The sequence below is a fragment of the Modestobacter lapidis genome (assembly GCF_054780755.1).
Genome location: NZ_BAAGVS010000006.1, coordinates 130603 through 154911, shown reverse-complemented (window position 1 = coordinate 154911; position 24309 = coordinate 130603). Strand labels below are relative to the sequence as shown.

The 24309-nt window shown below is 75.1% G+C and carries 22 protein-coding genes and 1 tRNA gene; 12 read left to right on the top strand and 11 right to left on the bottom strand.

Translation table 11 applies throughout. From position 1 onward, the window contains the following. Nucleotides 1-43 precede the first annotated feature (43 nt). Nucleotides 44-319 carry a hypothetical protein gene (locus tag ACYVG5_RS09960; protein WP_246630190.1) on the bottom strand — a complete coding sequence of 92 codons (276 nt, stop codon included), beginning with the start codon at nt 317-319 and terminating at the stop codon, nt 44-46. A gap of 101 nt (nt 320-420) precedes the next feature. Here ACYVG5_RS09960 and ACYVG5_RS09955 point away from each other — a divergent pair, with 101 nt between their 5' ends. Next, entirely contained in the window at nt 421-1059 is a 639-nt protein-coding gene (locus tag ACYVG5_RS09955) for an MBL fold metallo-hydrolase (RefSeq protein ID WP_222048483.1), read from the top strand. A gap of 14 nt (nt 1060-1073) precedes the next feature. On the opposite strand, the gene ACYVG5_RS09950 is transcribed toward ACYVG5_RS09955, so the two are convergent. Continuing rightward, a complete protein-coding gene (locus ACYVG5_RS09950; protein ID WP_460683144.1) occupies nt 1074-2429 on the bottom strand; it encodes a sensor domain-containing phosphodiesterase in 1356 nt (451 codons plus the stop codon). Between the two features lie 128 nt (nt 2430-2557). Here ACYVG5_RS09950 and ACYVG5_RS09945 point away from each other — a divergent pair, with 128 nt between their 5' ends. Next, nucleotides 2558-3661 carry a GAF domain-containing protein gene (locus ACYVG5_RS09945; protein WP_222048481.1) on the top strand — a complete coding sequence of 368 codons (1104 nt, stop codon included), beginning with the start codon at nt 2558-2560 and terminating at the stop codon, nt 3659-3661. Between the two features lie 7 nt (nt 3662-3668). On the opposite strand, the gene ACYVG5_RS09940 is transcribed toward ACYVG5_RS09945, so the two are convergent. Next, nucleotides 3669-4409 (bottom strand): GntR family transcriptional regulator, encoded by a 741-nt coding sequence (locus ACYVG5_RS09940; RefSeq protein WP_222048479.1) that lies wholly within the window; start codon nt 4407-4409, stop codon nt 3669-3671. Between the two features lie 87 nt (nt 4410-4496). On the opposite strand from ACYVG5_RS09940, the gene ACYVG5_RS09935 reads away from it, so the two are divergent. Further along, nucleotides 4497-5525 carry an ATP-dependent 6-phosphofructokinase gene (locus ACYVG5_RS09935; protein WP_222048477.1) on the top strand — a complete coding sequence of 343 codons (1029 nt, stop codon included), beginning with the start codon at nt 4497-4499 and terminating at the stop codon, nt 5523-5525. Between the two features lie 144 nt (nt 5526-5669). Here the strand turns inward: ACYVG5_RS09935 and ACYVG5_RS09930 are convergent, their stop codons facing one another. The 3 genes from ACYVG5_RS09930 to ACYVG5_RS09920 form a co-directional block, all read right to left on the bottom strand. Then, nucleotides 5670-6614: a hypothetical protein gene (locus tag ACYVG5_RS09930; RefSeq protein ID WP_222048475.1), complete on the bottom strand. Its 945-nt coding sequence runs from the start codon at nt 6612-6614 to the stop codon at nt 5670-5672. Between the two features lie 110 nt (nt 6615-6724). Continuing rightward, a complete protein-coding gene (locus ACYVG5_RS09925; protein WP_222048473.1) occupies nt 6725-8035 on the bottom strand; it encodes a metallophosphoesterase in 1311 nt (436 codons plus the stop codon). Nucleotides 8036-8069: 34 nt separating this feature from the next. Continuing rightward, nucleotides 8070-9704: a CYTH and CHAD domain-containing protein gene (locus ACYVG5_RS09920; protein WP_222048471.1), complete on the bottom strand. Its 1635-nt coding sequence runs from the start codon at nt 9702-9704 to the stop codon at nt 8070-8072. Nucleotides 9705-9824: 120 nt separating this feature from the next. On the opposite strand from ACYVG5_RS09920, the gene ACYVG5_RS09915 reads away from it, so the two are divergent. Next, nucleotides 9825-10805 (top strand): endonuclease/exonuclease/phosphatase family protein, encoded by a 981-nt coding sequence (locus ACYVG5_RS09915; RefSeq protein WP_222048469.1) that lies wholly within the window; start codon nt 9825-9827, stop codon nt 10803-10805. A gap of 168 nt (nt 10806-10973) precedes the next feature. On the opposite strand, the gene ACYVG5_RS09910 is transcribed toward ACYVG5_RS09915, so the two are convergent. Both ACYVG5_RS09910 and ACYVG5_RS09905 read right to left on the bottom strand, forming a co-directional pair. Beyond that, nucleotides 10974-11210 carry an RNA-binding S4 domain-containing protein gene (locus tag ACYVG5_RS09910; RefSeq protein WP_460683143.1) on the bottom strand — a complete coding sequence of 79 codons (237 nt, stop codon included), beginning with the start codon at nt 11208-11210 and terminating at the stop codon, nt 10974-10976. Further along, entirely contained in the window at nt 11207-13090 is a 1884-nt protein-coding gene (locus tag ACYVG5_RS09905; RefSeq protein ID WP_222048467.1) for an aldose epimerase family protein, read from the bottom strand. Before ACYVG5_RS09905 ends, ACYVG5_RS09910 begins: the two co-directional genes overlap by 4 nt. Nucleotides 13091-13341: 251 nt before the next feature. Here ACYVG5_RS09905 and ACYVG5_RS09900 point away from each other — a divergent pair, with 251 nt between their 5' ends. Beyond that, nucleotides 13342-13884 carry a DUF1707 SHOCT-like domain-containing protein gene (locus ACYVG5_RS09900; RefSeq protein ID WP_222048463.1) on the top strand — a complete coding sequence of 181 codons (543 nt, stop codon included), beginning with the start codon at nt 13342-13344 and terminating at the stop codon, nt 13882-13884. A 99-nt stretch (nt 13885-13983) separates the two neighbouring features. Here the strand turns inward: ACYVG5_RS09900 and ACYVG5_RS09895 are convergent. Beyond that, nucleotides 13984-14066: transfer RNA gene (locus ACYVG5_RS09895), tRNA-Leu, on the bottom strand. A gap of 223 nt (nt 14067-14289) precedes the next feature. On the opposite strand from ACYVG5_RS09895, the gene ACYVG5_RS09890 reads away from it, so the two are divergent. From ACYVG5_RS09890 to pknB, 7 genes are all read left to right on the top strand, one after another. After that, nucleotides 14290-15093, top strand: coding sequence for an FhaA domain-containing protein (locus ACYVG5_RS09890; protein ID WP_222048461.1), 804 nt, complete (start codon nt 14290-14292; stop codon nt 15091-15093). Nucleotides 15094-15106: 13 nt separating this feature from the next. Then, a complete protein-coding gene (locus ACYVG5_RS09885; RefSeq protein ID WP_222048459.1) occupies nt 15107-15568 on the top strand; it encodes an FHA domain-containing protein FhaB/FipA in 462 nt (153 codons plus the stop codon). Continuing rightward, the gene (locus ACYVG5_RS09880; RefSeq protein ID WP_222048457.1) at nt 15565-16944 is read left to right on the top strand and encodes a PP2C family protein-serine/threonine phosphatase; all 1380 of its coding nucleotides are present in this window, start codon (nt 15565-15567) and stop codon (nt 16942-16944) included. Before ACYVG5_RS09885 ends, ACYVG5_RS09880 begins: the two co-directional genes overlap by 4 nt. A 37-nt stretch (nt 16945-16981) precedes the next feature. Next, nucleotides 16982-18397 carry an FtsW/RodA/SpoVE family cell cycle protein gene (locus ACYVG5_RS09875; RefSeq protein ID WP_222048454.1) on the top strand — a complete coding sequence of 472 codons (1416 nt, stop codon included), beginning with the start codon at nt 16982-16984 and terminating at the stop codon, nt 18395-18397. Continuing rightward, nucleotides 18394-19839: a peptidoglycan D,D-transpeptidase FtsI family protein gene (locus tag ACYVG5_RS09870; protein WP_222048452.1), complete on the top strand. Its 1446-nt coding sequence runs from the start codon at nt 18394-18396 to the stop codon at nt 19837-19839. The genes ACYVG5_RS09875 and ACYVG5_RS09870 overlap by 4 nt, the downstream gene beginning before the upstream one ends. Then, on the top strand, nt 19839-21548 hold the full coding sequence (locus tag ACYVG5_RS09865) for a protein kinase domain-containing protein (protein WP_222048449.1): 1710 nt from the start codon (nt 19839-19841) through the stop codon (nt 21546-21548). Before ACYVG5_RS09870 ends, ACYVG5_RS09865 begins: the two co-directional genes overlap by 1 nt. A gap of 130 nt (nt 21549-21678) precedes the next feature. Beyond that, nucleotides 21679-23454, top strand: coding sequence for a Stk1 family PASTA domain-containing Ser/Thr kinase (gene pknB / locus ACYVG5_RS09860; protein ID WP_222048447.1), 1776 nt, complete (start codon nt 21679-21681; stop codon nt 23452-23454). Nucleotides 23455-23472: 18 nt separating this feature from the next. On the opposite strand, the gene ACYVG5_RS09855 is transcribed toward pknB, so the two are convergent. Together ACYVG5_RS09855 and ACYVG5_RS09850 are read right to left on the bottom strand one after the other, a co-directional pair. After that, nucleotides 23473-24150, bottom strand: coding sequence for an aminodeoxychorismate/anthranilate synthase component II (locus tag ACYVG5_RS09855; protein WP_222048445.1), 678 nt, complete (start codon nt 24148-24150; stop codon nt 23473-23475). Then, nucleotides 24147-24305, bottom strand: coding sequence for a hypothetical protein (locus ACYVG5_RS09850; RefSeq protein ID WP_222048443.1), 159 nt, complete (start codon nt 24303-24305; stop codon nt 24147-24149). The genes ACYVG5_RS09855 and ACYVG5_RS09850 overlap by 4 nt, the downstream gene beginning before the upstream one ends. Nucleotides 24306-24309 lie beyond the last annotated feature (4 nt).

The following is a 24309-nucleotide window of genomic DNA, read 5'->3' as shown; positions in this document are numbered from 1 at the left end:
CTCGCCGGGGAGCCGGCGCGCAGCACCGGCGGATCGGGGGGGCTCAGCGGGTGAGCGAGCGGCAGTCGGGGCAGACGTCGGCGTCGGCGACCGGCCAGCTGCGCTCGGTGGTCACCCGGGCCAGGACGCCGCAGCAGGTCAGCTCGCAGGCGCCGTCCACCTCGGAGGGGTCACGGTGCACCTCGACGGCGTGCCAGAGGGCGGCGGTGGGTCCGTGCGCCCGGCTCCGGGCGGCAGCGACGGTGGTGGTGTCCACGAGGGCGGTCTCCCTGGCAGCGGTGGCGGTGGTCACCTCCCAGTAGTCGGCATCCGGAGCCACCGGGGCGAGCGAGGACGGCCCGGGCTCCCCCCAAGGAGGCACCCCGGGCCGCCGTGGCACGCTCGGCGGCGCAACTGCGCCCGTCCCCGGAGGAGGCTCCCGTGCAGCTCACCAAGCTCGGCCATGCCTGTGTCGTGCTGTCCGACGACGACCGCCGGCTGGTCGTCGACCCGGGCGCGTTCACCGAGGAATCGGCCTGGGCCGGCGCCTCGGCGGTGCTCATCACCCACGAGCACGCCGATCACTTCGACCCCGCCCGGACCCGCGCGGCGCTGGACGCCGACCCGGCCCTCGAGGTCTGGACGAACGCCTCGGTGGCCCGCCAGCTGGCGGGCGCCGGCCCCCGGGTGCACGTCGTCGGCGCCGGCGATGCGGTGCAGGTGGCCGGCTTCGACGTCCAGGTGCACGGCGAGTGGCACGCGGTCATCCACCCCGACGTGCCACGGATCCCCAACGTGGGCTTCCTCGTCGACGGCCTGGTCTTCCACCCCGGTGACGCGCTGACCGCGCCCGGCGTCGAGGTGCCGACCCTGCTCGTGCCGCTGTCGGCCCCCTGGTCGAAGACCGCCGAGGTGATCGACTACCTGCGGGAGGTGCGCGCCGGCCGCGCCCTCGCCGTGCACGACGCGCTGCTCAGCGACATCGGGCTCGGCATCGTCGGCGGCCTGCTCGGCGAGCGCGGCCCCGGCACGCCGACGCCGTTCGCCCGGCTGGCGCCGGGCGAGTCCGTGCAGCTGTAGGGCGGCCGGCGGACTCAGCGCGCGGCGACCCGCTCGGCGAGCCGGCCGGTGAGGTGGTGCCGCCCGCCGACGTACCGGTCGACGACGGCCGGCACCTGCCGCGGGGCGACGCGCCCGAGCAGCGACCGCGCGGCACGGACGACGGTGTCCCGGTCGTAGGTGAGGCCGAACTCGAAGGTGCGGTCCAGGTCCGGCCCGCCGTCCTGCAGGTCGCGGGCGAGCAGCGCGGCGCTGAAGTGCGGGCTGAGGACGACGACGTCCCACTCCCCGCGCACCGGGTCGGCGGCGGCGAGGTCCGCTCCGCGCAGGCCGGGCAGCGGCTCGACGGGCAGCCCCTCGCCGAGCGCGCAGACGAAGCCCACCCGGGACACCAGGTCGCGGTAGCGCTGCGCCGTCGCGGGGGTGAGGTGCCGGGCCTCCTGGAAGGCAGCGGCGAGGACGCAGGTGTCCCCGATGCGCATCGCCTGCCGCTCCAGCTGCTTGCTGACCTCGATGAGCAGCGACTTGGGTGACCGTCGCAGTGGCACGCCCGCCGGCAGGCACTGGAACGGCGAGGCCTGGTCGATCCCGGCGGGCACCGGCGAGGGCGCGGGCAGCGGCAACGCGGCGGTCCGGTGACCGGGTGCGGGGACGGCCGCCGGCCGGCCGAACAACCAGCCCTGGCCGAGGGTCGCGCCCAGCGCCCGGGCCATCCGCAGGTGGGCGGCGTCCTCGATCCCCTCGGCCAGCACCAGCGCGCCGCTGGCCTCGGCGTAGGCGTTGACCGCGTTCATGATCTCGGCGATCGCCGGGCCGGGACGCTCCTGCACCAGCCGCAGGTCGAGCTTGACCACGTCGGGGCGCAGCAGCGGCATGAAGGCCAGGGAGAGCGAGTCGGCCCCCACGTCGTCCAGGGCGATGGCCCAGCCGAACTCGCGGACCCGGTCGACGGTGCGCAGCAGCTCCGCCGGGCGGGCGGCCAGGGCGCGCTCGGTGATCTCCAGAACGACGCGCAGGTTCCCGGGCACGCCGGCGACGCTGCGGGCCAGCTCGGCCAGCGGGGCGTCGTCCAGGACCTCGGGCTCGACGTTGACGAAGACGGTGAGCGGGGCGAGGAGCCCCTGCTGCACGGCACCGCGCAACGCCGCCGCGCGGCAGGCGGCGTCCAGCTCGGCGAGCAGCCCGGCCGCACGCGCCGCGGCGAAGAGCGCGTCGGGCGATCGGAAGGGCCCTTCCGGGCCGCGGGCCAGCGCCTCGTAGGCGACGACCGAGCCGGTGTCGATCTCGACGATGGGCTGGAAGTGGCTGTGCACGCTGCCGGTCCGCAGCACATTCCGGACGGCGGTCACCCGGTCCTCCTGGAGTTGCTCCACGCCGGGGTCATCGGTCACCGGCGCGCCGTCCCCGAGTCTGACAGCATCGACCTGCCTCGAAGAGGTGAGCACGGCGGCGGGCCCACTCCGGGCCCGCTCCGGGTTCTCGTCGCGGCGCCCCGGTGCCCGAACGGTCGAGGAGGACCATGCCCGCCCAGGTGCAGTTCGAGCTGCCGACCTGGTCGGCCCTCCCCGCCCGTCCGGACGAGGACTTCGACCGGCTGGCCGCCGTGCTGGCCGACCGGCTGTCGGTGTCGCGGGCCATGGTGGTGCTGGTCTCGAAGGGTGGGCAGGTGTTTCCCGGCGCGGTCGGGCTCGACGAGCCGTGGAACACCCGCCGCTCGATGCCGCTGAGCCACTCGCTGAGCCAGGAGGTGGTCGTCTCGGGCGACGTCCTGGTGCTCCCCGACGCGCGGCAGCACCCGAGGCTGCGCGACGCCATCGCGGTGCGGGAACTGGGGGTGGTGGCGTACGCCGGTGCGCCCCTGGTCGACGTCCAGGGCCGGCCGATCGGGGTGCTGGTGGCCGGCGATGACGTTCCGCGCGACTGGACCCCGGCCGAGATCGGCGAGCTGGTCGCGCTGGCCGACGAGTGCTCCCGGCTGCTGCAGGCCCAGGCCCTCGGGCTGGCCGAGCGGGAGGCCCGGGCCGCGGCGGAGCGTGACGAGGCGGCCGCCCGCACGGCCGCCGCCGCGGCACAGGTGGCCTTCGAGGAGGCCGAGGCGGAGGCCGACCGGGCCCGGGTGGTCGCCCGGCTGAGCTCCGGGCTGCTCGGGGCGCAGACGCTCGCCGACGTGCTGCGCATGGTCGACCGCCTGGTGCGCTCCCCGCTCGGCGCGGCCGCGGCGGTGCTCGCGGTGACCGAGGCGGGCAGCACGGTGGTGCGGGCCTGGAACACCTCGTCCTACCGCTGGTACCCGGAGCCCTCGGCGACGCTCTGCCTGGACGACGACCACCCGCTGGCCACCGCCGTCCGCGAGCGGCGGCTGGTGGCGGTCCCGACCCGGGAGGAGGGCGAAACCCTGTTCCCGACCGCCCGGGAGCTGCCGGACGCCGGCCACGAGACGTCGCTCGCCGTCCCGGTGCTGCTCGGCCAGCACGCCTCCACCGGCGCGCTGATGGTCAGCTGGGCCGGGCGCCGCGACCTCGATCCCGCGGTGCGCGCCGTCGTGGCCGACCTCGCCCGGCACATCGGGCACGGCCTGGACCGGGTGCTGCTCGCCGCCGCCCGGCAGCGCCTGACGAACTAGAGCCGGCTCACCGGCCGCCGACCGAGACCTCGAACTCCACCTGGCTCACATCGGGGCGCAGCCGGGAGAAGGAGTGCACCAGGGGGTGTCCGGCGCTGTCGCGGACCGTGGTGCGCACGACCAGCAGCGGCGAGCCGGCGATGATCTGGAGCAGGTCGGCCTCGTCGGTGCCCGCCGTCCCGACGTCGACGACGATCCGGGCGTGCGCCAGGTCGGCCGCGTACTCGCGGCGCAGGAACTCGTAGAGGGAGCCGTGACCGAAGTCCTCGGTCGCGGCCCTGGGGTAGGTCGTGGCCGGCAGGAAGCTGCGGACGACGTGGTTGGGCAGCCCGTCGACGCTGCGCAGCCGGACCAGTTCGACGACGTCCTCGGCGGTGCCGACCGACAGCTCGGCGGCGATCGGCGGCGCCGCCGGGACGATGCGCTGGGTCAGCACCGTGGTGCCGACCTGGGCACCCTGCTCGGTCATGACCGAGTGGAAGCCGGCGATCCGGTGCACGAAGCTCTCGCGGTACTCGTGCCGGATGCCCGGTCGGCTCACGAAGGTCCCGCGCCCCTGCTCGCGCACCAGGTGGCCGTCGGCGACCAGCCCGTCGACCGCCCGGCGCAGGGTGATCCGGCTGACCCCGTACTCGGCGCAGAGCACCGGTTCCGGGGGGAGCACAGTGTGCTCGGGCAGTGCGGAGGCCCGCCGGCGCAACGCCTCGCGGACGGCGAGGTACTTCGGCCCCGCCTCGGAACTCGACACGCCCTGAAAGGTACTGCACGACGAGACGTCTAGACGTCATGACGTACCGTTTCAGTTGCACCGCCCACCCCCAACGAAGGAGTGCCCGTGCGCATCGGAGTCCTGACCGGCGGAGGCGACTGCCCCGGCCTGAACGCGGTGATCCGATCGGTCGTGCGGACCGCGGTGACCCACTACGGCAGCGACGTCGTCGGCTTCCGCAACGGCTGGCGCGGCCTGCTGGAGGACGAGTCGATGCCGCTGGACATCGCCCGGGTGGACGGCCTGCTGACCCGCGGCGGGACGACGCTGGGCTCGGCCCGGGTCGCTCCCGAGCGGCTGCACGGCGGGCTGGAGCGGATGCGCGAGGTGCTGGCCGCCCACGCCGTCGACGTCCTGGTGCCCATCGGCGGTGAGGGCACGCTGACGGCGGCCGCACTGCTGTCCCGGGAGGGGGTGCCGGTGGTCGGCATCCCGAAGACCATCGACAACGACATCGACGGCACCGACCTGACCTTCGGCTTCGACACCGCGGTCAGCATCGCCACCGAGATGATCGACCGGCTGCACACGACGGCCGAGTCGCACCAGCGGGTGCTGCTGGTCGAGGTGATGGGCCGGCACGCCGGCTGGATCGCCCTGCACGCCGGGCTGGCCTCCGGGGCGCACCTGACCCTGGTCCCCGAGCAGCCGTTCGACGTGACCGAGGTCTGCGAGCTGGTCACCAACCGGTTCGAGCGCGGCGACTCGCACGTGATCGTGGTGGTCTCCGAGGGCGCGATGCCCAAGCCGGGGAGCATGCAGCTGCGCGACGGCGGCCTCGACGAGTTCGGCCACCGGCGGTTCACCGGGGTGGCCCAGCAACTGGGCGACGAGCTGGAGCGGCGCACCGGCAAGGAAGTGCGCACCACCGTGCTCGGCCACGTGCAGCGCGGCGGCACGCCGACGTCGTTCGACCGGGTGCTGGCCACCCGGTTCGGGCTGCACGCCACGATCGCCGCGCACGAGGGGCACACCGGGCAGATGGTGGCCCTGCACGGCACCGAGATCGGCCTGGTGCCCCTGGAGAAGGCGGTCGCCCGGCTGAAGACCGTCCCACCCAGCCGGCTGGCGGAGACGGCGGCCTTCACCGGCTGAAGGCTGTGCACACCGTCGTCCTCCGGACGACACCGCGGTCACGGCCGTCCCCTCGTGCGCTGAGCCGCTTCCCGTGTCCACGTCGGGGAGCCTCCGGCCCCCGCGACGTGACCACCCGGCCAGAGCGGCCGGTGAGCTACCCCATCACCACTCCCAGGTGTAGCCGATGACGCACCGGCCGTCGGGGACCAGCTCCAGCGACGCCTGCCCGCCGACCAGTTCGACCGGGCCCACCTCGGCGGGCTCGGTGGCCGCGGCCGACTCCCACCGGCCGCGCCGCACCCGGCGTGGCGTGGCGGCGGGGTCGAAGCGGACGGTGACGGCGACATGCCGCACCGACTCGGAGATGCCCCGGCGGAACACCGGCTCCGGCGGTTCCGGGTAGCTGAACACCGTGCGGTACTCCAGGTGGAGGGTCTGGCCGGGCAGCAGCGGCCGGAACAGCTCGATCTCCACCACGTGGATGGGCGTGCCGGGCACCCGGAAGGCCCCCGTCGGCGCGCCGCCGGTGAGCACCGTGACGGCGGCGTGGGCGGTGTCGAAGGCGTAGTAGTACCGCCGTGTCTCCGCCACGGCCTCCAGCAGCTGCCGCGTGACGTGCTGCCGCGGCGCGCGATCGGGGCCGACGGTGTGCTCCTCGGCCAGCTGCAGCGACCGCCAGGTCCGCGGGGGCATCTCCCGCTCCGCGGACAGCGCGCCGGCGACCACCAGCTGGCTGCGGCCGCTGCGCCCCCGGAGCAGGTCCCGGAGCTCCTCGGCGTGCTCGGAGCTCAGACCGAACGCCGTGATGAACAGCTCGAGGGTGCGGTCGGACATCCGGCGACCGTTGAGCGCCCGGCCGACCCGGTTCTCCAGGCTGCGGGCGCGGTGCCCGTCGCCCACCTCGCCGGTCTCGTACAGATGCTCGGCGAGGACGGCGGCGACCGCCGCACGGGACAGCTCGGCGCGCCGCACCGTGCTGTGGATCTGCCAGCGGCGGCGGTAGGGCGGCGCGACGAGCAGCGCCGTGAGGCGCTGGGCCGCCAGCCGCACGCCGAGTTCCGGCTCCATCGCCACCCCCGCGGGCATGCGCGGCCACGTCGCGGCCACGTCGCATGTGTACCAACGCCTCGCGGCAGCCGCGAGGCGCGGGGGCTCGTGACTGCCGTGCCGCACCACCCTGACCCCGTGGTGCGGATCCGACATCCGCGTCCGCCGTCCTAACGCGGCGGCGCGGCCGGCTCCCCCGGCTGCAGCTCGATCACGGTGACCTCCGGCCGGGCACCGACCCGCATCGGCGGACCCCAGTAGCCGGCGCCGGCGGTGACGTAGAGCTGGGTGGGCCCCTGCTGCGACCAGCCCTCGACCACCGGCTGGTCGAGCCGGATCGCGTAGTCGAAGGGCCACAGCTGGCCGCCGTGGGTGTGCCCGGACAGCTGCAGGTCGACCCCCGCGGCGCGCGCCTGCCCGACCATGACCGGCTGGTGTGCGAGCAGGATCAGCGGGACGTCGTCGTCCCGGCCATCGAGCGCGGCGTCCAGGTCGGCGCCGTGGCCGGGCAGGCCGGACGCGGCCGCGGTGCGGTCGTCGATGCCGGCCAGGTCGAGGGTCGCGTCGCCGCGCCCGCGGACGACCACGCGCTCGTTGCGGAGGACGTCGACGCCGAGGGTCGGCAGGTGGCGCATCCAGGCCTCGGTGTCGACGAAGTACTCGTGGTTGCCGGTGACGAAGTAGGCGCCCTGCTCGCTGACCAGGTCGGCCAGCGGGGCGGCGTCCTCCCGGAGTTCGCGCACGTCGCCGTCCACCAGGTCGCCGACGATGGCCACGACGTCCGGGCGCTGCGCGTTCACCGTCTCGACCAGCCGCTCGAACCGCCGCCCACCGTAGGTGGCGGAGAGGTGGCCGTCGGAGAAGGTGACGATCCGCAGGCCGGCCAGGCCGGGGTCCAGGCCGGGGATGCGGATGGGCACCCGCCGGACGACGGGCGCGGAGTTGGCGATGACGGCGCCGGTGCCCGCCGTCCCGACCGCGAGGGCCCCGGCCCCGACCGCCAGGGAGCGGGCGAGGAAGAGGCGGCGAGCTGTGACATGGCGATCCTGACGGATCGCATCGCGGCCAGGTGCCGTCCCCCCGTCTCGCGGAGCCGCTGAGCCGTCGCTGCGCGGGACCCTCCGGGCCCCACTCGGGCCGGACTCGGCGGGTTCCGTCCGTCCGTCCGGCCGCCGGCGCAGCCTCGCGATCACCCGCACCGGCTCAGTGAGGAGGCTCGTCAGGAACAGGTAGAACAGCAGTCCGAGCCACGTGAAACCGACCCAGGCCAGGAGCGTGCCGGCCGGCTGCGGCAGCTCGTCGCCGAACAGGACGGCGGAGCCCGGTAGCAGCGCCAGGACGACGGTGAGCACCGTCAGCCGGCGCCGCACCCGCCCGGGGCGGGTGGTGCTGCGGACGTAGCGCCACCACACGTAGCCGTGCAGCAGGGACATCGCGAGCAGGACGACGGTGCCGAAGCCGACCAGGGCGATCAGCGACACCGGCACGCTCCGGTGCCGGCCGGGTGACCGGCGGTCACCGGGTGGCGGCCCTCAGGACGGGGCGCAGCCGGGGCCACTGCGTCCAGAACTCGCGTGCGGCCTGCTCCCCGCGGGACTGCTCCAGGCCGTGCAGCCGCCCGAACGTCCAGGGGTTACCCCCGGCGGCGAAGGACTGCGCACCCAGCCGGGTGCACAGCTCGCGGGTGACGAAGGTGTCCTGGCGCCGGCCGAGGACCTCCTGGACGTCCTTGAGGCCGTCGACCAGGTCGCGGGCGGGGTCGCCGAGCACCGGGACGGCCACGTCGGCGGTGTACCGCAGCCGCTTGGCGGCCTTCCGGACGCCGTGCAGCGCTTCCGGATCGACGGCCCCGTCGGCGAGGTCGACGGCGTTCGTCAACCGCGTGACGGTGCGCGCCAGCACGGCCCGGACGACCGGGGCGGCGGGCTGCGCGGCCCGCTCGGTGAACGGCGGGTCGGCGACCAGGTCGGCGAGGGCGTCGAGCAGGTCCAGGTAGCGGCGGGTGCCGAGCAGCGTGCGGGCCTCGTCGCCGCTCGCGAGCCCGTCGCGCAGCTCCTCCTGCTGCAGGCGCGCGGCCACCGGGCCCAGCACGAGCTCCGGTGGCTGGGCGGCGACCAGCTCCCGCAGGTGGCCGAGAGCGACCTCGGCGTCCCGGCTGCCGGACAGCTCGCCACCGGCCCACTGCAGCTCAGCCCGCAGCGGATCGGTGCGCTCCCGGTCGAGGACGGGCCGGAACGCGGCCAGGACGCTGCGCAGCCGCCGGCAGGAGACCCGGACCTGGTGGATCCCGTCGGGGGTGTCGGTGCGCACCATCAGATCGGCGTCCTGCAGGCCGGCCACCAGATCGGCCAGCGCGGCGCGGACGAGGTCCGCGGCGGTCGAGGGGGCCGCCGCCCGGGCCGCGGCGTGGCGGCGACGCGCCTTCTTGCCGCCCTTCCCGGACCTCCTGCCCTCACCGCCGGAGCCGTCCGCTGCCTCGTGCGGCTCCGGAGCGACGGCAGCGGCCGGCCGGCCGGCCGCCGGATCAACGGCGGGGAGCCGGTTCCCGAGGACCCGGATCAGCTTGGAGGCCGACGGGGAAGGCTGCGCGCCCGCGGCGACCAGCGCCTCGCCGACGGCGGACAGCACCTGCTCGTCGCCGTCGACGAGCTCGACCTCGACCTCCCGCCACGAGCTGACGACGGCGGCCTCCCCGGGTTCGGCGGGGAACGCGGTGCCGGTGACGTGGTCGTCGGCGACCTCGGCGAGGACGCGGCCGTCCTCGCCGTACAGCTCGGTGACCAGCCGGCGGGTGCGCAGGCCGGCCACCTGGGTGACCGGCGCGTGCCGCACGATGCCGAGTGCGGGGGCCAGCACGGCCGTGGGCACGGTCTTCCTGGCGCGGCCCAGCGGGCTGTGCAGCTCCCGGCGGGCGCCCGCGGCGGCGGGCAGCTTGACGTGCCAGCCGGCGTCGGTGCCGCCGGTGCGCCGGCGCAGGGTGACCTTCGCGCGGGCGAGCCGCAGGTCGGCGGTGTCGTGGTAGATGGCCTCGAGGGTGTGCTCGACCGGCTCGCCGGCCGAGGAGACGCCGGGCACGCCGGAGAGGTCGGGCAGCACGAACGCCTCCTCGACGTCGAACTTCCGCTCGATCTCCAGCTGTTCCCGTGCCACCGACACCACTCCTCTGCTCCACCGTCGCCAGTGCCTGCGGCCCGCGCCGGACCGGCCGAGTACTACCGCACCAGGGTGAACAGTGCACCAGCGGCGGGGCCGGCGGTTACCGTGCGCGGGATGACCCCCGGCCGGACCCAGCGTCAGCGGCACCGGTGGGCGGCGGCGGTCACGACACCCTGGGCGGTGTGGGCGCTGCTGCGGGCCACCGGCACGGAGCGGGGGTACCCGCTGGTGCCGGCGCTGGCGTTCACCCCGTACGCCGCGGCGACGAGCGCCGTGCCGCTGGCCGTGGCGGTGCGCGCCCGGTCACGGGCTGCCGCCGCGGTGGCGGCGACGGCGGGGATCGTGCTCGCCGGCGCCGTGCTGGCCCGGGCAGGGCGCCGGCCGACGCCGTGGGAGGAGGGGGCCCGGCGGCTGCGGGTGGCCACGGTGAGCCTGCGACTGGGGCAGGCCGATCCGCAGGCCGTGGTGGCACTGGTGGCGGCGCACCGGGTGGACGTGCTGGTGCTGCAGGAGGTGACCCCGCCGGCGGCGATGGCCCTGCGCGCCGCGGGGATCGGTGACCATCTGCCGCACGCGCACGTGCTCGGGGCGCGGGACGGGGCGCCGCCGGCGGCCGGGGGTGCGCTGTGGTCGCGATGGCCGTTGCTGGAGCGGTTCGCCGTGCCCGGTCACTTCGAGCAGCCGGCGGCGCGGATCGCGGTACCCGGCGCACCGGACGTCGAGGTGACCGCGGTGCACACGATGCCGCCGTCGACGTCGCCGCGGTCGGTGCGGCAGTGGGCGGCGGACCTGGCGGACCTCCCCGCGCCCGGCCCAGGGGTGCTGCGGATGCTGGCCGGTGACTTCAACGCGACGCTGGACCATGCGGCGCTGCGCCGGGTGGTCGCCTCCGGCTACCGCGATGCGGCACTGGCGGCCGGGCGGGCGCTGTCGGCCACCTGGACGCCGCAACGGCTGCCCCAGCCCCGGCTGACCCTGGACCACGTGCTCGTCGACCCACGGGTGGGCGTGGCATCGCTGACGCTGCTCCCGGTGCCGCGCAGTGACCACCGGGCGCTGATCGTCGAACTGGTGCTACCCGACGGGGAGGAGTAGATCCCCGGGCGGCGGGTTCCGCACCACCGCCGCCCGGGCTCTTCCGCACTGCCCCGCACACCCACGTCATGCACATGAAGTCTGTGACAGGCAGGTGAACTCATTGCCGCTCGGCGCGGCCTGACGCTCGGTTCGTCGCTGGCCACCCAGAGCGACATCCCGCTCGGATCAGCCGATCCGGACGTCCGCCATGCCGGCGACCGACACCACGTCGCCCCGGTGCAGCTGACGCCCGCGGCGCTCCTCGGGTTCCCCGTTCACCGCGACGTCGCCGCCGGCCAGCACGTCCTTCACCTGCGCGCCGGTGGGCACGGCGTCGACCAGCTTCAGCAGCTGACCGAGCCGGATGGTGTCCTCACCCGGACGGAGCTCAATGGTGCGCACCGCCTCATCCTCGCTGGTCACGAGCCGGAACCGCCGGCCCGCGGTGTCCACCGCAGCGTCCACGTGCCCGACCACGTGCCTCCGGGTGGCAGGACGACCAGGTCCGCGCCGTCGGCGAGGGCGTTCGGCGGGCACGTCATCGGTTCCACGGCGAGGCTGCGCCGCCGCTGCCCGGGGGGCAGGGTGTCGCCCGAGTAGACCTGGAGCCACGGCCAGGACCGGTCGACCGCGAGCTCCAGGCTCCCCGCCGGGCCCCCGACCCGCACCCGCGCCCAGCCGTCGTCGTCGCGCACCAGGTCGGTCACCGCGTCGTCCAGGGCGCGGTCCCCGATCCGTCCGATGGCTCCGTCGAAGCCCCGCCGGCCACCCGTGGGCAGGCCACCGTCCAGCTCCAGGGCGGTGCGAGCGGGCACGGTGAGCTCGCCCGCGCTGATGCCGCCGTCGTCGTCGGCGCCCACGTGCAGATAGGGGTGCATGCCGACGCCGAACGGGGCGTCGTCGTCCCCGGCGTTGCGCACCCGCACGGTGACGGCGAGCTGGTCCGGGGTGAGCTCGTAGTCGATCGCCGCCGCCAGGCGGAAGGGGTAGCCCGCGCGCGGCTCGAGCACCGTGCCGACCGAGACGCCGCCCGACCGCTGGTCCAGCACGTCCCACGGCTGGGCCGAGACCAGCCCGTGGATGGCGTTGGGGGACGCGGGGCTGACCACGTCGAGCTGGAGGTCGCGCCCCCGCCACCGCCACGCGCCACCGCGCAGCCGGTTGGGCCAGGGCAGCAGGACGCCACCACGTCGACCGGCCGGCACCGTGCCGGCGGGATAGCCGTCGAGCACGTCCCAGCTGCCGACGACGAGCCGGCGGAGCCCGCCACCGCGCAGGTCGACGGCGAGCCGAGCCGCTCCGCGCTGGACCCAGGTGCCGCGTGGCTCGGTGGCCGGCCACCGCCCGTCCGGATCGGCTCGCCGGGCGCCCGCCGGCCCGGCGAGCAGGTCGGCGAGGGCGCTGAGCACCTCGTCCCGGCGGCTCGCGGCCGCCGCCGACACCCCACCCATGGAGAACCAGCCGTGCGCCAACCCGGGCCCGGGCAGGTGCGTGGTGGGCACGCCGGCCGCCGCCAACTGCGTGGCGTACCCGTCGCCCTCGTCGCGCAGCGGGTCGTACTCCGCCGTCGTCACGACCGCCGGGGGCAGACCGGCCAGGTCCCGGCCCAGCGGCGCGACGACCGGATCGGCGTCCTGGACGCTGCCGGGCAGGTACGCGGCGTAGAAGGCGGCCATGTCGGCGGTGGTGACGAAGGGCCCCGCGGCGTTCTCCGTGTTCGAGGGCAGGCCCTGGGCCGGGTCGAGCGCCGGGTAGACCAGCAACTGCGCCGCCAGCCGCGGCCCACCCCCGTCGCGGGCCCGCAGCGCGGCGCTCGCCGCCAGCCCGCCTCCGGCGCTGTCGCCGCCCACGACCAGCGGGGCGTCCGGCCAGCGCTCCGCCGCCCAGCGGAGCGCGGTCATCGCGTCCTCCAGGGGCGCGGGATGGGGGTGCTCCGGCGCGAGCCGGTAGTCGACCGAGACGACGACCGCACGCAGCGCGTTGGCCACCCGCCGGCAGACCGGGTCGGCGGTGTCCAGGTCGCCGACCCGCCAGCCGCCGCCGTGCAGCCAGACCACCACCGGCCGCGCCTCCGCCGGCCCTCGCCACCCGGCGCGGTACAGGCGCACCGGCAGCTCGCCGTCCGGACCGGAGATGCTCCGGTCCTCCACGTCGAGGACCGGCTCGGGGTCGAGGCCGGCCTGCCGGGCGAGCGCGAGCTCCCGGAAGCGCGCCCGGTCGGCGACGGGGTCTGCGGTGACGGACGGCTCGCCGCCGGCCTGGGCGGCGTCGGCGAACTGCCGGAGCTGGTGATCGAGCGGCATGCGATTCCTCCTGGCCGGGGCGGGCAGCGGCCAGCTCACCACATACGGCCGACGGACGCCGGATCGTCGGTGCCGGGGGCGGCGAGCTGTTCCACGTGGAACTCGGATGGAACTCCGACCAGGTGCTGCGCACGGAGGCAGGTGGGCGCCGTCCGCTGCTCCGGGCCCGTCGAACTGGTGACAGACGTCAGTGGCCCGGCCGGGCCCCGGCCCACCAGACTGGGCACCGCACCCGACACGAGGAGTCCGGAATGCCCGAACCGCACCTGCGCGCCTCCGACGCCGACCGGGCCGCCGTCGCGGAGGTGCTCGGCGCGCACATGTCCGCCGGGCGCCTGACCGTCGCGGAGTACGACGAGCGCCTCACCCGGGCCTACGCGGCCCGCACCTACGGCCAGCTCGGCGAGCTCACCAGTGACCTGCCGGCCACCGCCCCCTCCGCTGCCGTCCGGCCGGCCGGCCCGAGCGGCGCGCACGACCCCGGCCGGACGCCGGTCCAATCCGGGACGCACGGCACGTCGTCCTGTTCCCCCTGGCACGGTGGCGGTGGCCTCCGGGCGGCATGGGCGAGCTGGGCGACGACGGCGGCCATCGTGATCAGCATCTGGCTGTTCACCTCGGTGGCCAGCACCGAGTGGATCTACCCGTGGCCGATCTGGGTCATCGGCCCGTGGGGAGCGGTGCTGCTCTTCCAGTCGCTGCCGCTGGGTGGCACCTCCGGCCGGGAGCACACCGGCCACCCGGGCACCGGGCCGGCGCGTCCGCAGTCGGCCGGCAGGGGCCGGCGGCACTGAGCGTCGGGCGCACGGGCGCGAGCGGCACCGCCGGGCCGGAACGACGACAGGGCCCCCGAGGGGGCCCTGTCGGTGGTACTGCTGCAGGTGGTGCTGGGGTGGGCAAGGGGGGAGTTGAACCCCCACGTCCTCTCGGACACACGGACCTGAACCGTGCGCGTCTGCCATTCCGCCACTTGCCCTGGCGAGGAAGGACAGTAGCAGCCCCGCCGCGTGCTCCCGCGAGACCCCCCGGGCGCGGCGGCCCGCCGACGTCGGTCCGCCCTGGTAGACAGGACCTCGTCGTGCTCCTCGGGGACGAGATCGTCCGGGGTGTCCTGCGCTCGCCGACCGGTCCGGTGTCCCCGGCCCGGTTACGATCGCGCTCAGGACAGTAGGAGGCCAGCCGAGCGCAAGGGAGCGACTGTGGGTGTTCTGCAGCGCTTCGAGCGACGCCTCGAGGGCATGGTCGGGCTCGCCTTCGCCCGCATGTTCAAGGGCAAGGTGCACCCCGCCGAGATCGCGCACGCCCTCCAGCGCGAGGCCACCGAGCAACGCTCGATCCTCGGCGGTGGCCGGGTGCTCGCGCCCAACGTCTACGTCGTGACCCTCGGCAAGGTCGACTTCGAGAACCTCTCCGACTGGTCGGAGCAGCTCGCCTCCGAGCTCGCGGACATGGTCGCCGAGCACGTCGAGTCGGAGGGCTACCAGACCTTCGGCGACATCGAGGTCCGGCTCGAGCGCGACGAGAACCTGCACACCGGCGTCTTCGAGGTCGCCTCCCACGTCGGCGACGGCACCCACCCGCCACGTCCCTCCACCTCGGTCCCGGCGCCGCCCGGGGTTCCCCCGCTCCCGCCGCTGTCCGGCGGGCACCCCGGCTCGGCCACCGACACCGGCGGGGGTGCACCGGTGGTGGGGCACCCCGGCCAGCGGCCGGGCCTCAGTCACGTGCTGGTGGTCGACGGCCCCGGCACGCGGCATGTCCTGGAGCAGGGCAGCAACGTGCTGGGGCGGGGCACCGACGCCGACATCCGGCTGCCCGACACCGGGGTCAGCCGCAAGCACGTCGACGTCCAGCTCGACGGTGGCACCGTCGCGGTCGAGGACCTCGGCTCCACCAACGGAACCCTCGTCAACGGCCGGCGGGTCGGCCGGCAGGAGCTCGCCGACGGCGACGTGATCCGCATCGGACACTCGGTGCTGGTCTACCGGCAGGACGGCTCGTGAGGGGGTCCACCCCATGACCGCGGAGATCGTGCTGCAGGCCTTCCGATTCGGCTTCCTGCTCCTGCTCTGGCTGTTCATCTTCGCCGCCTTCCGGGTGGTCCGGGCCGACCTCTTCGGCGGTCGTGCCGGCCGGGTCGCCTCCGTCCCGCCGCGCGCGGCGGCTGCCCGCAAGCGCGGTGGCCGCGGCCCCCGCCACCTCGTCGTCACCGCCGGCCCGCTGTCGGGCACCCGCATCACCCTCGGCGAGCAGGCCATCCTCATCGGCCGCGCCGACGACTCCACCCTGGTCCTCACCGACGACTTCGCCAGCTCCCGGCACGCGCGGCTCACCAATCGCGGCGGTCAGTGGTACGTCGAGGACCTCGGGTCCACCAATGGCACCTACCTCGACCAGCAGCGCGTGCAGGGCCCGCTGCTGGTGGCGCCGGGCCAGCCGATCCGGATCGGCCAGACCGTGCTGGAGCTGCGTTCATGAGCCTGGTCCTGCGGTACGCCGCGCGCTCCGACCGCGGGCTCATCCGCGGCACCAATCAGGATTCCGTCTACGCCGGGCCCCGGCTGCTGGCCGTCGCCGACGGCATGGGCGGGCACGCGGCCGGCGACGTCGCCAGCAAGGTGGTCATCGCCGCCCTCGAGCACCTCGACGACGACGCCCCCTCCGGTGACCTGCTGCAGTCGCTGCGCCAGGCCGTGTTCGACGGCAGCGAGCACCTGCGCGAGGTGATCCGGGAGTCGCCGCAGCTGGAGGGCATGGGGACGACGCTCACCGCCGTCCTGTTCGCCGGTGGCCGGCTGGGCCTGTGCCACGTCGGCGACTCCCGCGCGTACCTCCTGCGCGACGGTGTGCTGGGCCAGATCACCCACGACGACACGTTCGTCCAGACGCTCATCGACGACGGCCGGATCACCGCCGAGGAGGCCAACAGCCACCCGCAGCGCTCCCTGCTGCTGCGCGCGCTCAACGGCCAGGACGTCGAGCCCGACCTGTCGATGCGCGACGCCCGCGCCGGCGACCGCTACCTGCTCTGCTCCGACGGCCTGTCCGGCGTGGTCAGCCACGAGACGATGGCGCAGGCGCTGCAGGACCCCGACCCGCAGGCCTGCGCCGACCGGCTGATCGAGCTCGCGCTGCGCAGCGGCGGCCCGGACAACATCACCTGCATCGTGGCCGACGTCGTCGAGGACGACGGGCGCACCGCGTTGATCGAGCCCGTGATCGACGGAGCCGCCGGTGACAACCGCGGCCAGCGGGAGGTCGACCCGCGGTCGGCCGCCGGCCGGGCCGCCCTCGCCGACCCGCCCGCAGCTCCGCCGGCCTCGGCGGCCGCCGGCAGTACCGCCCCGGCCCGGCGCCGCCGTCCGCTGCGCACCGCCCTGATCGCGCTGGCCACCGTCCTGGTGCTCGGTGCGGTCGCGGCCGGTGGCTACGTCTTCGTCATGCGGCAGTGGTTCGTCGGCGTCCACGACACCGCCGACGGCCAGGAGGTCGCCGTCTTCCAGGGCCTGGACGCCTCCGTCGTCGGCGTCGACCTGTACCGGCTGGACTCCGCCACGGGAATGGCGTCCTCCGACCTGACCCAGGCCGCGCGCAGCCGGGTGCGGGCCGGCATCACCGCCGGCGACCGGGACGACGCCCAGCGGATCCTGGCCGACCTCCGCGACCAGCGGCTGCCGCTGTGCCGCACCGGTTCCCCCCGGACGGCGTCGGTCACCTCCGGCCCGGCCGGCGAGGACACCACGCCCCCGGCGGAGCCCACCACCACGGAGCCCGCTCCGAGCAGCAGCCCCTCCACGACCGGCTCGCCCTCCCGGACGGGCGAGCCGGGGGTGGACTGCCGGGCGGACGACTAGTGCGCCGGCTCGCCGGCCCGCGGACGGGCAGCGCGACATGAGCGGCCCCGGCACCGACCCCCGGGCGAGCGCCGCCGGCACATCCACGCCCACCCGGCGGAACACCGAGCTGGCCCTGCTGGGTTTCGCGGTGGTCCTGACGATCACCGCCCAGTGCATCGTCGACATCACCGTCACCGGCTCGCTGAGCCCGGAGATCGCCACCTTCAGCCTCTGGTACACCGCCCTGTGGGTGGTGGCGCACCTCGTCGTCCGCCGCTGGGCGGCCTATGCCGATCCGCTGCTGCTGCCCTGCGTGGCGGTGCTGGTCGGGCTGGGGCTGACGATGATCCACCGGCTGGACATCGCCGCGTCCCAGGTGGGCGGTGAGTCCACCGGCGAGGACGCCCCCGTCCAGCTGCTGTGGGCCACCATCGGCCTGGCGCTGTTCGTCGCCGTCCTGCTGATCGTCCGCGACCACCGGATGCTGGCCCGGCTGGCCTACACCCTGGCGCTGCTCGGGCTGGTGCTGCTGGCCATCCCGGCGGCGCTGCCCTCCTCGATCTCGGAGGTCAACGGGGCGAAGCTGTGGATCCGGGTCGGCGGCTTCTCGATCCAGCCCGGTGAGTTCGCCAAGATCTGCCTGATCGTCTTCTTCGCCGCCTACCTGGTCGAGAAGCGCGACGTGCTGGCACTGGCCAGCCGCCGGGTGCTGCGGCTCGAGCTCCCTCGCGGCCGCGACCTCGGCCCGGTGCTCGCCGCCTGGGTCGTCTCGATCCTGGTCCTGGTCTTCGAGCGCGACCTGGGCAGCTCGCTGCTGCTGTTCGGGATCTTCGTGGTGATGCTCTACGTGGCCACCGAGCGGGCCAGCTGGCTGGTCATCGGCCTGCTGCTGTTCGCCGGCGGCGCCTTCCTGGCCTACCAGCTGTTCGGCCACGTGCGGGTCCGGGTCGACACCTGGCTGGACCCGTTCGCCTACGCCGACGAGGGCGGCTACCAGATCGTCCAGTCGCTGTTCGGCCTGGGCACCGGTGGCCTGTTCGGCGCCGGCCTGGGCGGCGGACGGCCCGACCAGGTGCCGGTCGCCAAGAGCGACTTCATCGCCGCGGCCATCGGTGAGGAGCTCGGTCTCTTCGGCCTGGTCGCGGTCATCGTGCTGTACCTGATCCTGGTCGAGCGCGGCCTGCGCACCTCGCTGATCGTGCGGGACGGCTTCGGCAAGCTGCTCGCCGCCGGGCTGTCCTTCGCCGTCGCCTGGCAGGTCTTCGTCGTCCTCGGCGGCGTCACCGGCCTGCTGCCCCTCACCGGGCTCACCACGCCGTTCCTGGCCTACGGCGGGTCGTCGCTGGTCGCGAACTTCGGCCTCGTCGCGCTGCTGGTGCGGATCAGCGACGCCGCCCGGCGCCCCTCGGCCCCGCCGCCCGCACCCCCGCCCAAGCTGGTCGACGCGCCCACGGAGGTGGTCCGCCCGTGAACGCACCGCTGCGCCGGGTCGCGATCAGCGTCCTCGTGCTGTTCACGCTGCTCATCGTCAACGTGAACATCATCCAGGTGGTCCGGGCCGGCGACCTGCGGGACAACCCCCGCAACACCCGGGTGCTGGCCGACCAGTTCGACCGCGAGCGCGGCTCGATCGTCGTCGACGGCAACGAGATCGCCCTGTCGGTGCCGACCGACGGCCGCCTCCGGTACCTGCGCCAGTACCCGCAGGGCGAGCTCTACGCCCCCGTGACCGGCTACTACTCGCCGCTGGTCTACGGCAACACCGGCCTGGAGCGGGAGGCGAACGCCATCCTCAGCGGGTCCGACCCCCGGCTGACCCTGTTCCGGCTCGGCGACCTGTTCACCGGCCGCGATCCGGCCGGCGGCAACATCCAGCTGACCCTGGAGCCCGCGGCCCAGCAGGCCGCCATGGAGGGCCTGGCCGGCGTCACCGGCGCCGTCGTCGCGCTCGATCCGCGCACCGGCGCCGTGCTGGCCCTGGCCAGCACCCCCAGCTACGACCCGGAGAAGCTGTCCAGCCACGATCCCGCCGCGATCCGCGAGTACCGCTCCCAGCTCGGTGAGGCGGAGCTGCGCAACCACGCGATCAGCGACCGGTACCAGGCGGGCTCCATCTTCAAGGTGATCGTCGCCGCCGCTGCCCTGGCCACCGGCGACTACACCCCCGCGACCACCATCCCGGCCCCCGACGTGCTGACCCTGCCCGGGACCAGCACCACGCTGAGGAACTACGGGAACTCCAGCTGCAACGGCGGCGCGGACCAGTCGCTGATCGACGCGCTCACCGTCTCCTGCAACACCGCGTTCGCCCAGCTCGGCATCGATCTCGGTGAGGAGCGCATCCGGGACATGGCCGAGGCCTTCGGCATGGACGACGAGGGCCTGGAGATCCCGCTCGACGTCGCCGGCAGCACGATCGGCGACATCGAGAACGACGCCCAGCTGGGGCAGACGTCGATCGGCCAGTTCAACGTGGCGATGACCCCCATGCAGGCGGCGATGATCGCCGCGACGGTGGCGAACGACGGCACGCTGATGCGCCCGTACCTGGTCGACTCCGTCCAGGCCCCGGACCTCCGCGTGATCGACCAGACCGAGCCCGAGCAGCTGGCCGAGCCGATCTCCTCCGACGTGGCCGGGCAGCTCACCGAGATGATGACCAGCGTCGTGGCGGAGGGCAGCGGCCGGCGGGCCGGGATCAGCGGCGTCCAGGTCGCCGGCAAGACCGGGACGGCGCAGGTCTCCGAGGGCGTGGACGACCACAACTGGTTCATCGGCTTCGCCCCCGCCGAGGACCCCACCATCGCGGTGGCGGTCTTCGTCGCCAACGGCGGCGGGACCGGCGGCGACACCTCCGCACCCATCGCCCGGCAGGTCATCGAGGCCCACCTCGCGGCGCAGGGCGGCGGCTGATGGCCCTCCACGTCGGCAGCGTGCTCGCGGAGCGCTACGAGATCGTCGCGCCCATCGCCAGCGGCGGCATGGGCGAGGTGTGGCAGGCCCGCGACCGGACCCTCGGGCGCATCGTGGCGGCCAAGGTGCTGCGCAGCGAGTACACCAGCGACCCGAACTTCCTGATCCGGTTCCGGAACGAGGCCCGGCACACCGCGGCGCTGTCCCACCCCAACATCGCCTCGGTCTACGACTACGGCGAGACGGTGACGACCGACGGGCCGTACCCCGGCCAGCGCGTCGCCTACCTGGTGATGGAGTTCGTCGAGGGCCATCCCCTGGTGACCGTGCTCGCCGAGCGCGGCCGGCTGCCCACCCAGCAGACGCTCGACGTCCTGCGGCAGGCCGGCGACGGGCTGTCCGCCGCGCACGCGGCCGGGATGGTCCACCGCGACATCAAGCCGGGCAACCTCATCGTGCGGCCCGACGGCGTGGTGAAGCTGACCGACTTCGGCATCGCCCGCGCCCGCGACGCGGCGCCGCTGACCCGCACCGGCATGGTGGTCGGCACGGCCCAGTACCTCTCCCCCGAGCAGGCCCAGGGGCTGCCGGTCACCGCCGCCTCCGACGTCTACTCCCTCGGCGTGCTGGCCTACGAGTGCCTGGCGGGCAGCCGGCCCTTCGACGGTGAGTCCCAGGTAGCCATCGCCCTGGCCCAGATCAACCGGCCGCCCCCGCCGCTGCCGCCGGACGTGCCCCCGCCGGTCCGGCAGCTCGTCGAGCGTGCGCTCGCCAAGGACCCGGCCGACCGGTTCGCCGACGGCGCGGACTTCGCCGCCGCCGTCCGCACCGTCGCGGCCGGTGGCTGGGCGCCGGCCACCGCCGCCACGCAGGTGGTTCCCGGCGCCGGTGACCCGACCACGGTGCTGCCGGCAGCCGACCCCCCGACCGGCGGGCCCCGCACCATGGGCCCCCGCTCCATGGGTCCCCGATCGATGGGACCCCGTACCGCGCCGCGCACCATGCCGCCGCTGCAGGGCCCGGCGACGGGCGAAGACGACCGCTACGACCGGCTCCACCCGGACGAGCCCTCACCGAGGAGCCGCCCGCGGTGGCCGTGGCTGGTCGCCGGGCTGGCCCTGCTGCTGCTGCTCGGCGCGGGGGCCTACGTGCTGACCCGCGGCGCGGGCGACGCCGGCCGCGGCACCACCGCCACCCCGAGCGCGACGACGAGTTCGGCGCCGGTCACCGACGCCCCGCCCGCGGCGGGTGTCCTGGTCGCCACCGACGACTACATCGGCCGCCCCGCCGACGAGATCGAGGAGCTGCTCGAGGGCGCCGGCCTGGACGTGGTGACCGAGGAGGCGAGCACGGCGCTACTCGGCCAGCTGGGCGTGGAGCTGGGCGAGGGAACGGTCGCCGGGAGCAACCCCGCCAACCAGGAGGTGCCCGCGGAGAGCGAGGTGACCCTCTTCGTGGCCGAGGACGGCTGGCCGCTGGAGGAGCCCGCGGAGCCGCCGGCGCCCGCGCCCACCACCACCACCACCCGGGCTCCCGCTCCCACCACGACCCGGGCCCCGGCTCCCACCACGACCCGGGCCCCGGCTCCCACCACGACGGAGGCTCCCGCGCCGACCACGACGGAGGCTCCCGCGCCGACCACGACGGAGCCTCCCGCGCCGACGACGACGGCGGAGGGCGCCCGTTTCGACGAGGGAGACATCCCGTGACCCATCAGTCACGCGCTGCTCGCGTCGCCGCTGACCGGGGATTCCCGGCGGTTAGGCTGCCCGCCGGGCCGCTCCCCGGCCTTCCCCAGGCGCTCCCGGCGTCGCACCACACCGCCCGAGAGGACCCCCGATGACCACCCCCCAGGTGCTCGGTGAGCGCTACGAGATCGGCGGGGTGCTCGGCCGCGGCGGCATGGCGGAGGTGCACCGTGGCCGCGATCTGCGGCTGGGGCGCGAGGTGGCGGTCAAGGTGCTGCGCAACGACCTCGCCCGCGACCCGTCGTCCCAGGTGCGTTTCCGGCGAGAGGCGCAGGCCGCCGCCTCGCTGAACCACCCGGCCATCGTGGCCGTCTACGACACCGGTGAGGACCGCACCGCCACCGGCGCCACGCCCTACATCGTCATGGAGTACGTCGAGGGCGAGACCCTGCGCGACGTCCTCCGCCGGGAGGGCCGGCTCTCCCCCGAGCGAGCCATGTCGCTCACCGCGGACATCTGCGCGGCGCTGGACTTCAGCCACCGCAACGGCATCGTGCACCGGGACGTGAAGCCCGGGAACGTGATGATCACGCCGCAGGGCACCGTCAAGGTGATGGACTTCGGCATCGCCCGCGCGGTGTCCGACTCCGCGGCGACGATGACCTCCACCGCCGCGGTCATCGGCACCGCCCAGTACCTCTCCCCCGAGCAGGCCCGCGGTGAGGGCGTCGACGCCCGTTCCGACGTCTACTCGGCCGGCTGCCTGCTCTACGAGCTCGCCACCGGCACCCCGCCGTTCACCGGCGACTCCCCCGTCGCGGTCGCCTACCAGCACGTGCGCGAGGACCCGCGGACGCCGTCGTCGATCAACCCCGGCATCCCACCGGAGCTGGACTCCGTCCTGCTCAAGGCGATGAGCAAGAACCCGGCCAACCGGTACCAGTCGGCCGCCGACATGCGCGCGGACCTGCTGCGCGCCGTCGCCGGGCAGCGGGTCGAGGCGACACCGGTGATGAGCGATGCCGAGAAGACCACGATCATCGCCGGTGGCGTGGCCGACTACGGCGACTGGGACGACGAGGACGCCGACCGGCGCAAGCGGCGGAACGTCGTCGCCGCGGTCGTCGCCGGTGTCCTGGTCCTGGTGGGCGTCATCGCGCTGGTCGTCGCCCTCAACAGCGGCGAGGAGGCCCCCCCACCGGTCACCCGGGTCGAGGTGCCGCAGCTGGTCGGCGAGCTGGAGGCCGACGCCCGGACGGCGCTCACCGCGGCCGACCTGCGCGTCGGGACCGTCACCACCGGGGCCAGCAGCGCCGAGGACGAGGGCCGGGTGCTCAGCTCCGACCCCAGGCCGGGCACCCAGGTGGACCCGGAGACGTCCGTGGCCCTGGTGGTCGGCTCCGGTCCGGACACGATCACCGTCCCCGGTGTGGTGGGCCTCCCGGTGCAGAGCGCCCGGGGGAACCTCACCACCGCCGGCTTCACCAACGTGACCATCGACAACGTCCCCGACCTCGCCCCCGAGGGGCAGGTCATCGCCATCGACCCGACGGAGGGCGCCGCGGTGGCCCCCGACGCGGTGATCACCCTGCAGGTGTCCCAGGGCACCGCACCGGTACCCGACGTCACCGGGCTGCCCCAGCAGCAGGCCGTCGACCAGCTCGAGGAGGCCGGCTTCACCAACGTCACGGTGGCCACCGGCGAGCGCAGCGACGTCCCCGAGGGCACCGTGTTCGGCACCGAGCCCGGGCCCAACGCCCAGCTGGCGGCCAACGACGAGCTCACCGTGCTGGTGGCCGTGCCGGAGCCGGTGGAGCCGACGACGCCCACACAGAGCTCGGCGCCCACGGGTCCGGCACCGGATCCGGACCCCGACCCCGACCCGGTGCCGCCCGTGATCCCGCCGGTGGTCCCCCCGGCCGACTGACGATCGGGGGGTGTGCGCTCAGACGGTGGCGACCGTCAGCCGGCGCGCGGTGGCCTCGGCGGCCTCGACGAGCTCCGGGTCGGGCACCACGCCGCAGGTGGCCAGCCAGGTGGCCAGCAGCCGGTGCCCGCCCTCGGTGAGCACCGACTCGGGGTGGAACTGCACGCCCTCGATCGGCAGCTCGCGGTGCCGCAGCGCCATCACGATGCCCGACGGCGTGCGGCCGGTGACCTCGAGCTCGTCGGGCACCGAGGCCGACTCCACGGCGAGGGAGTGGTACCGGGTAGCGGTGAAGGGCGACGGCAGGCCGGCCAGCACGCCCGCGCCGTCGTGCAGCACCTCGCTGGTCTTGCCGTGCAGCAGCTCCGGTGCCCGGACGACGACCCCACCGAAGGCCTCGGCGATGGCCTGGTGCCCGAGGCACACCCCGAGCACCGGCAGGCCGGCCGCGGCGGCCGCCCGGACCATCGGAACGGTCACCCCCGCATCGACCGGCGTGCCCGGCCCGGGGGACAGCAGCACGCCGGCCACGTCCAGGTCGGCGAGCTCGGCGGTCGTGACGGCGTCGTTGCGCCGGACCACGCTGGGCACGCCCAGCTGGCCCAGGTACTGCACGAGGTTGTAGACGAAGCTGTCGAAGTTGTCGACGACCAGCACCGGCCGGACGGCGGGGGCGGCGGTGCGACCTGCGCTCACTGGTCCACCGTCACGTCGGTGAAGGGCAGCATCGGCTCCACCCACGGGAAGACGACGAACAGCAGCAGCGCACCCACGATCAGGGCCAGCAGCAGCGACTGCAGCGCCCTGCTGGCGGTCCCGCCGGGCAGGTGCCGCCAGATCCAGGTGTACACGTGC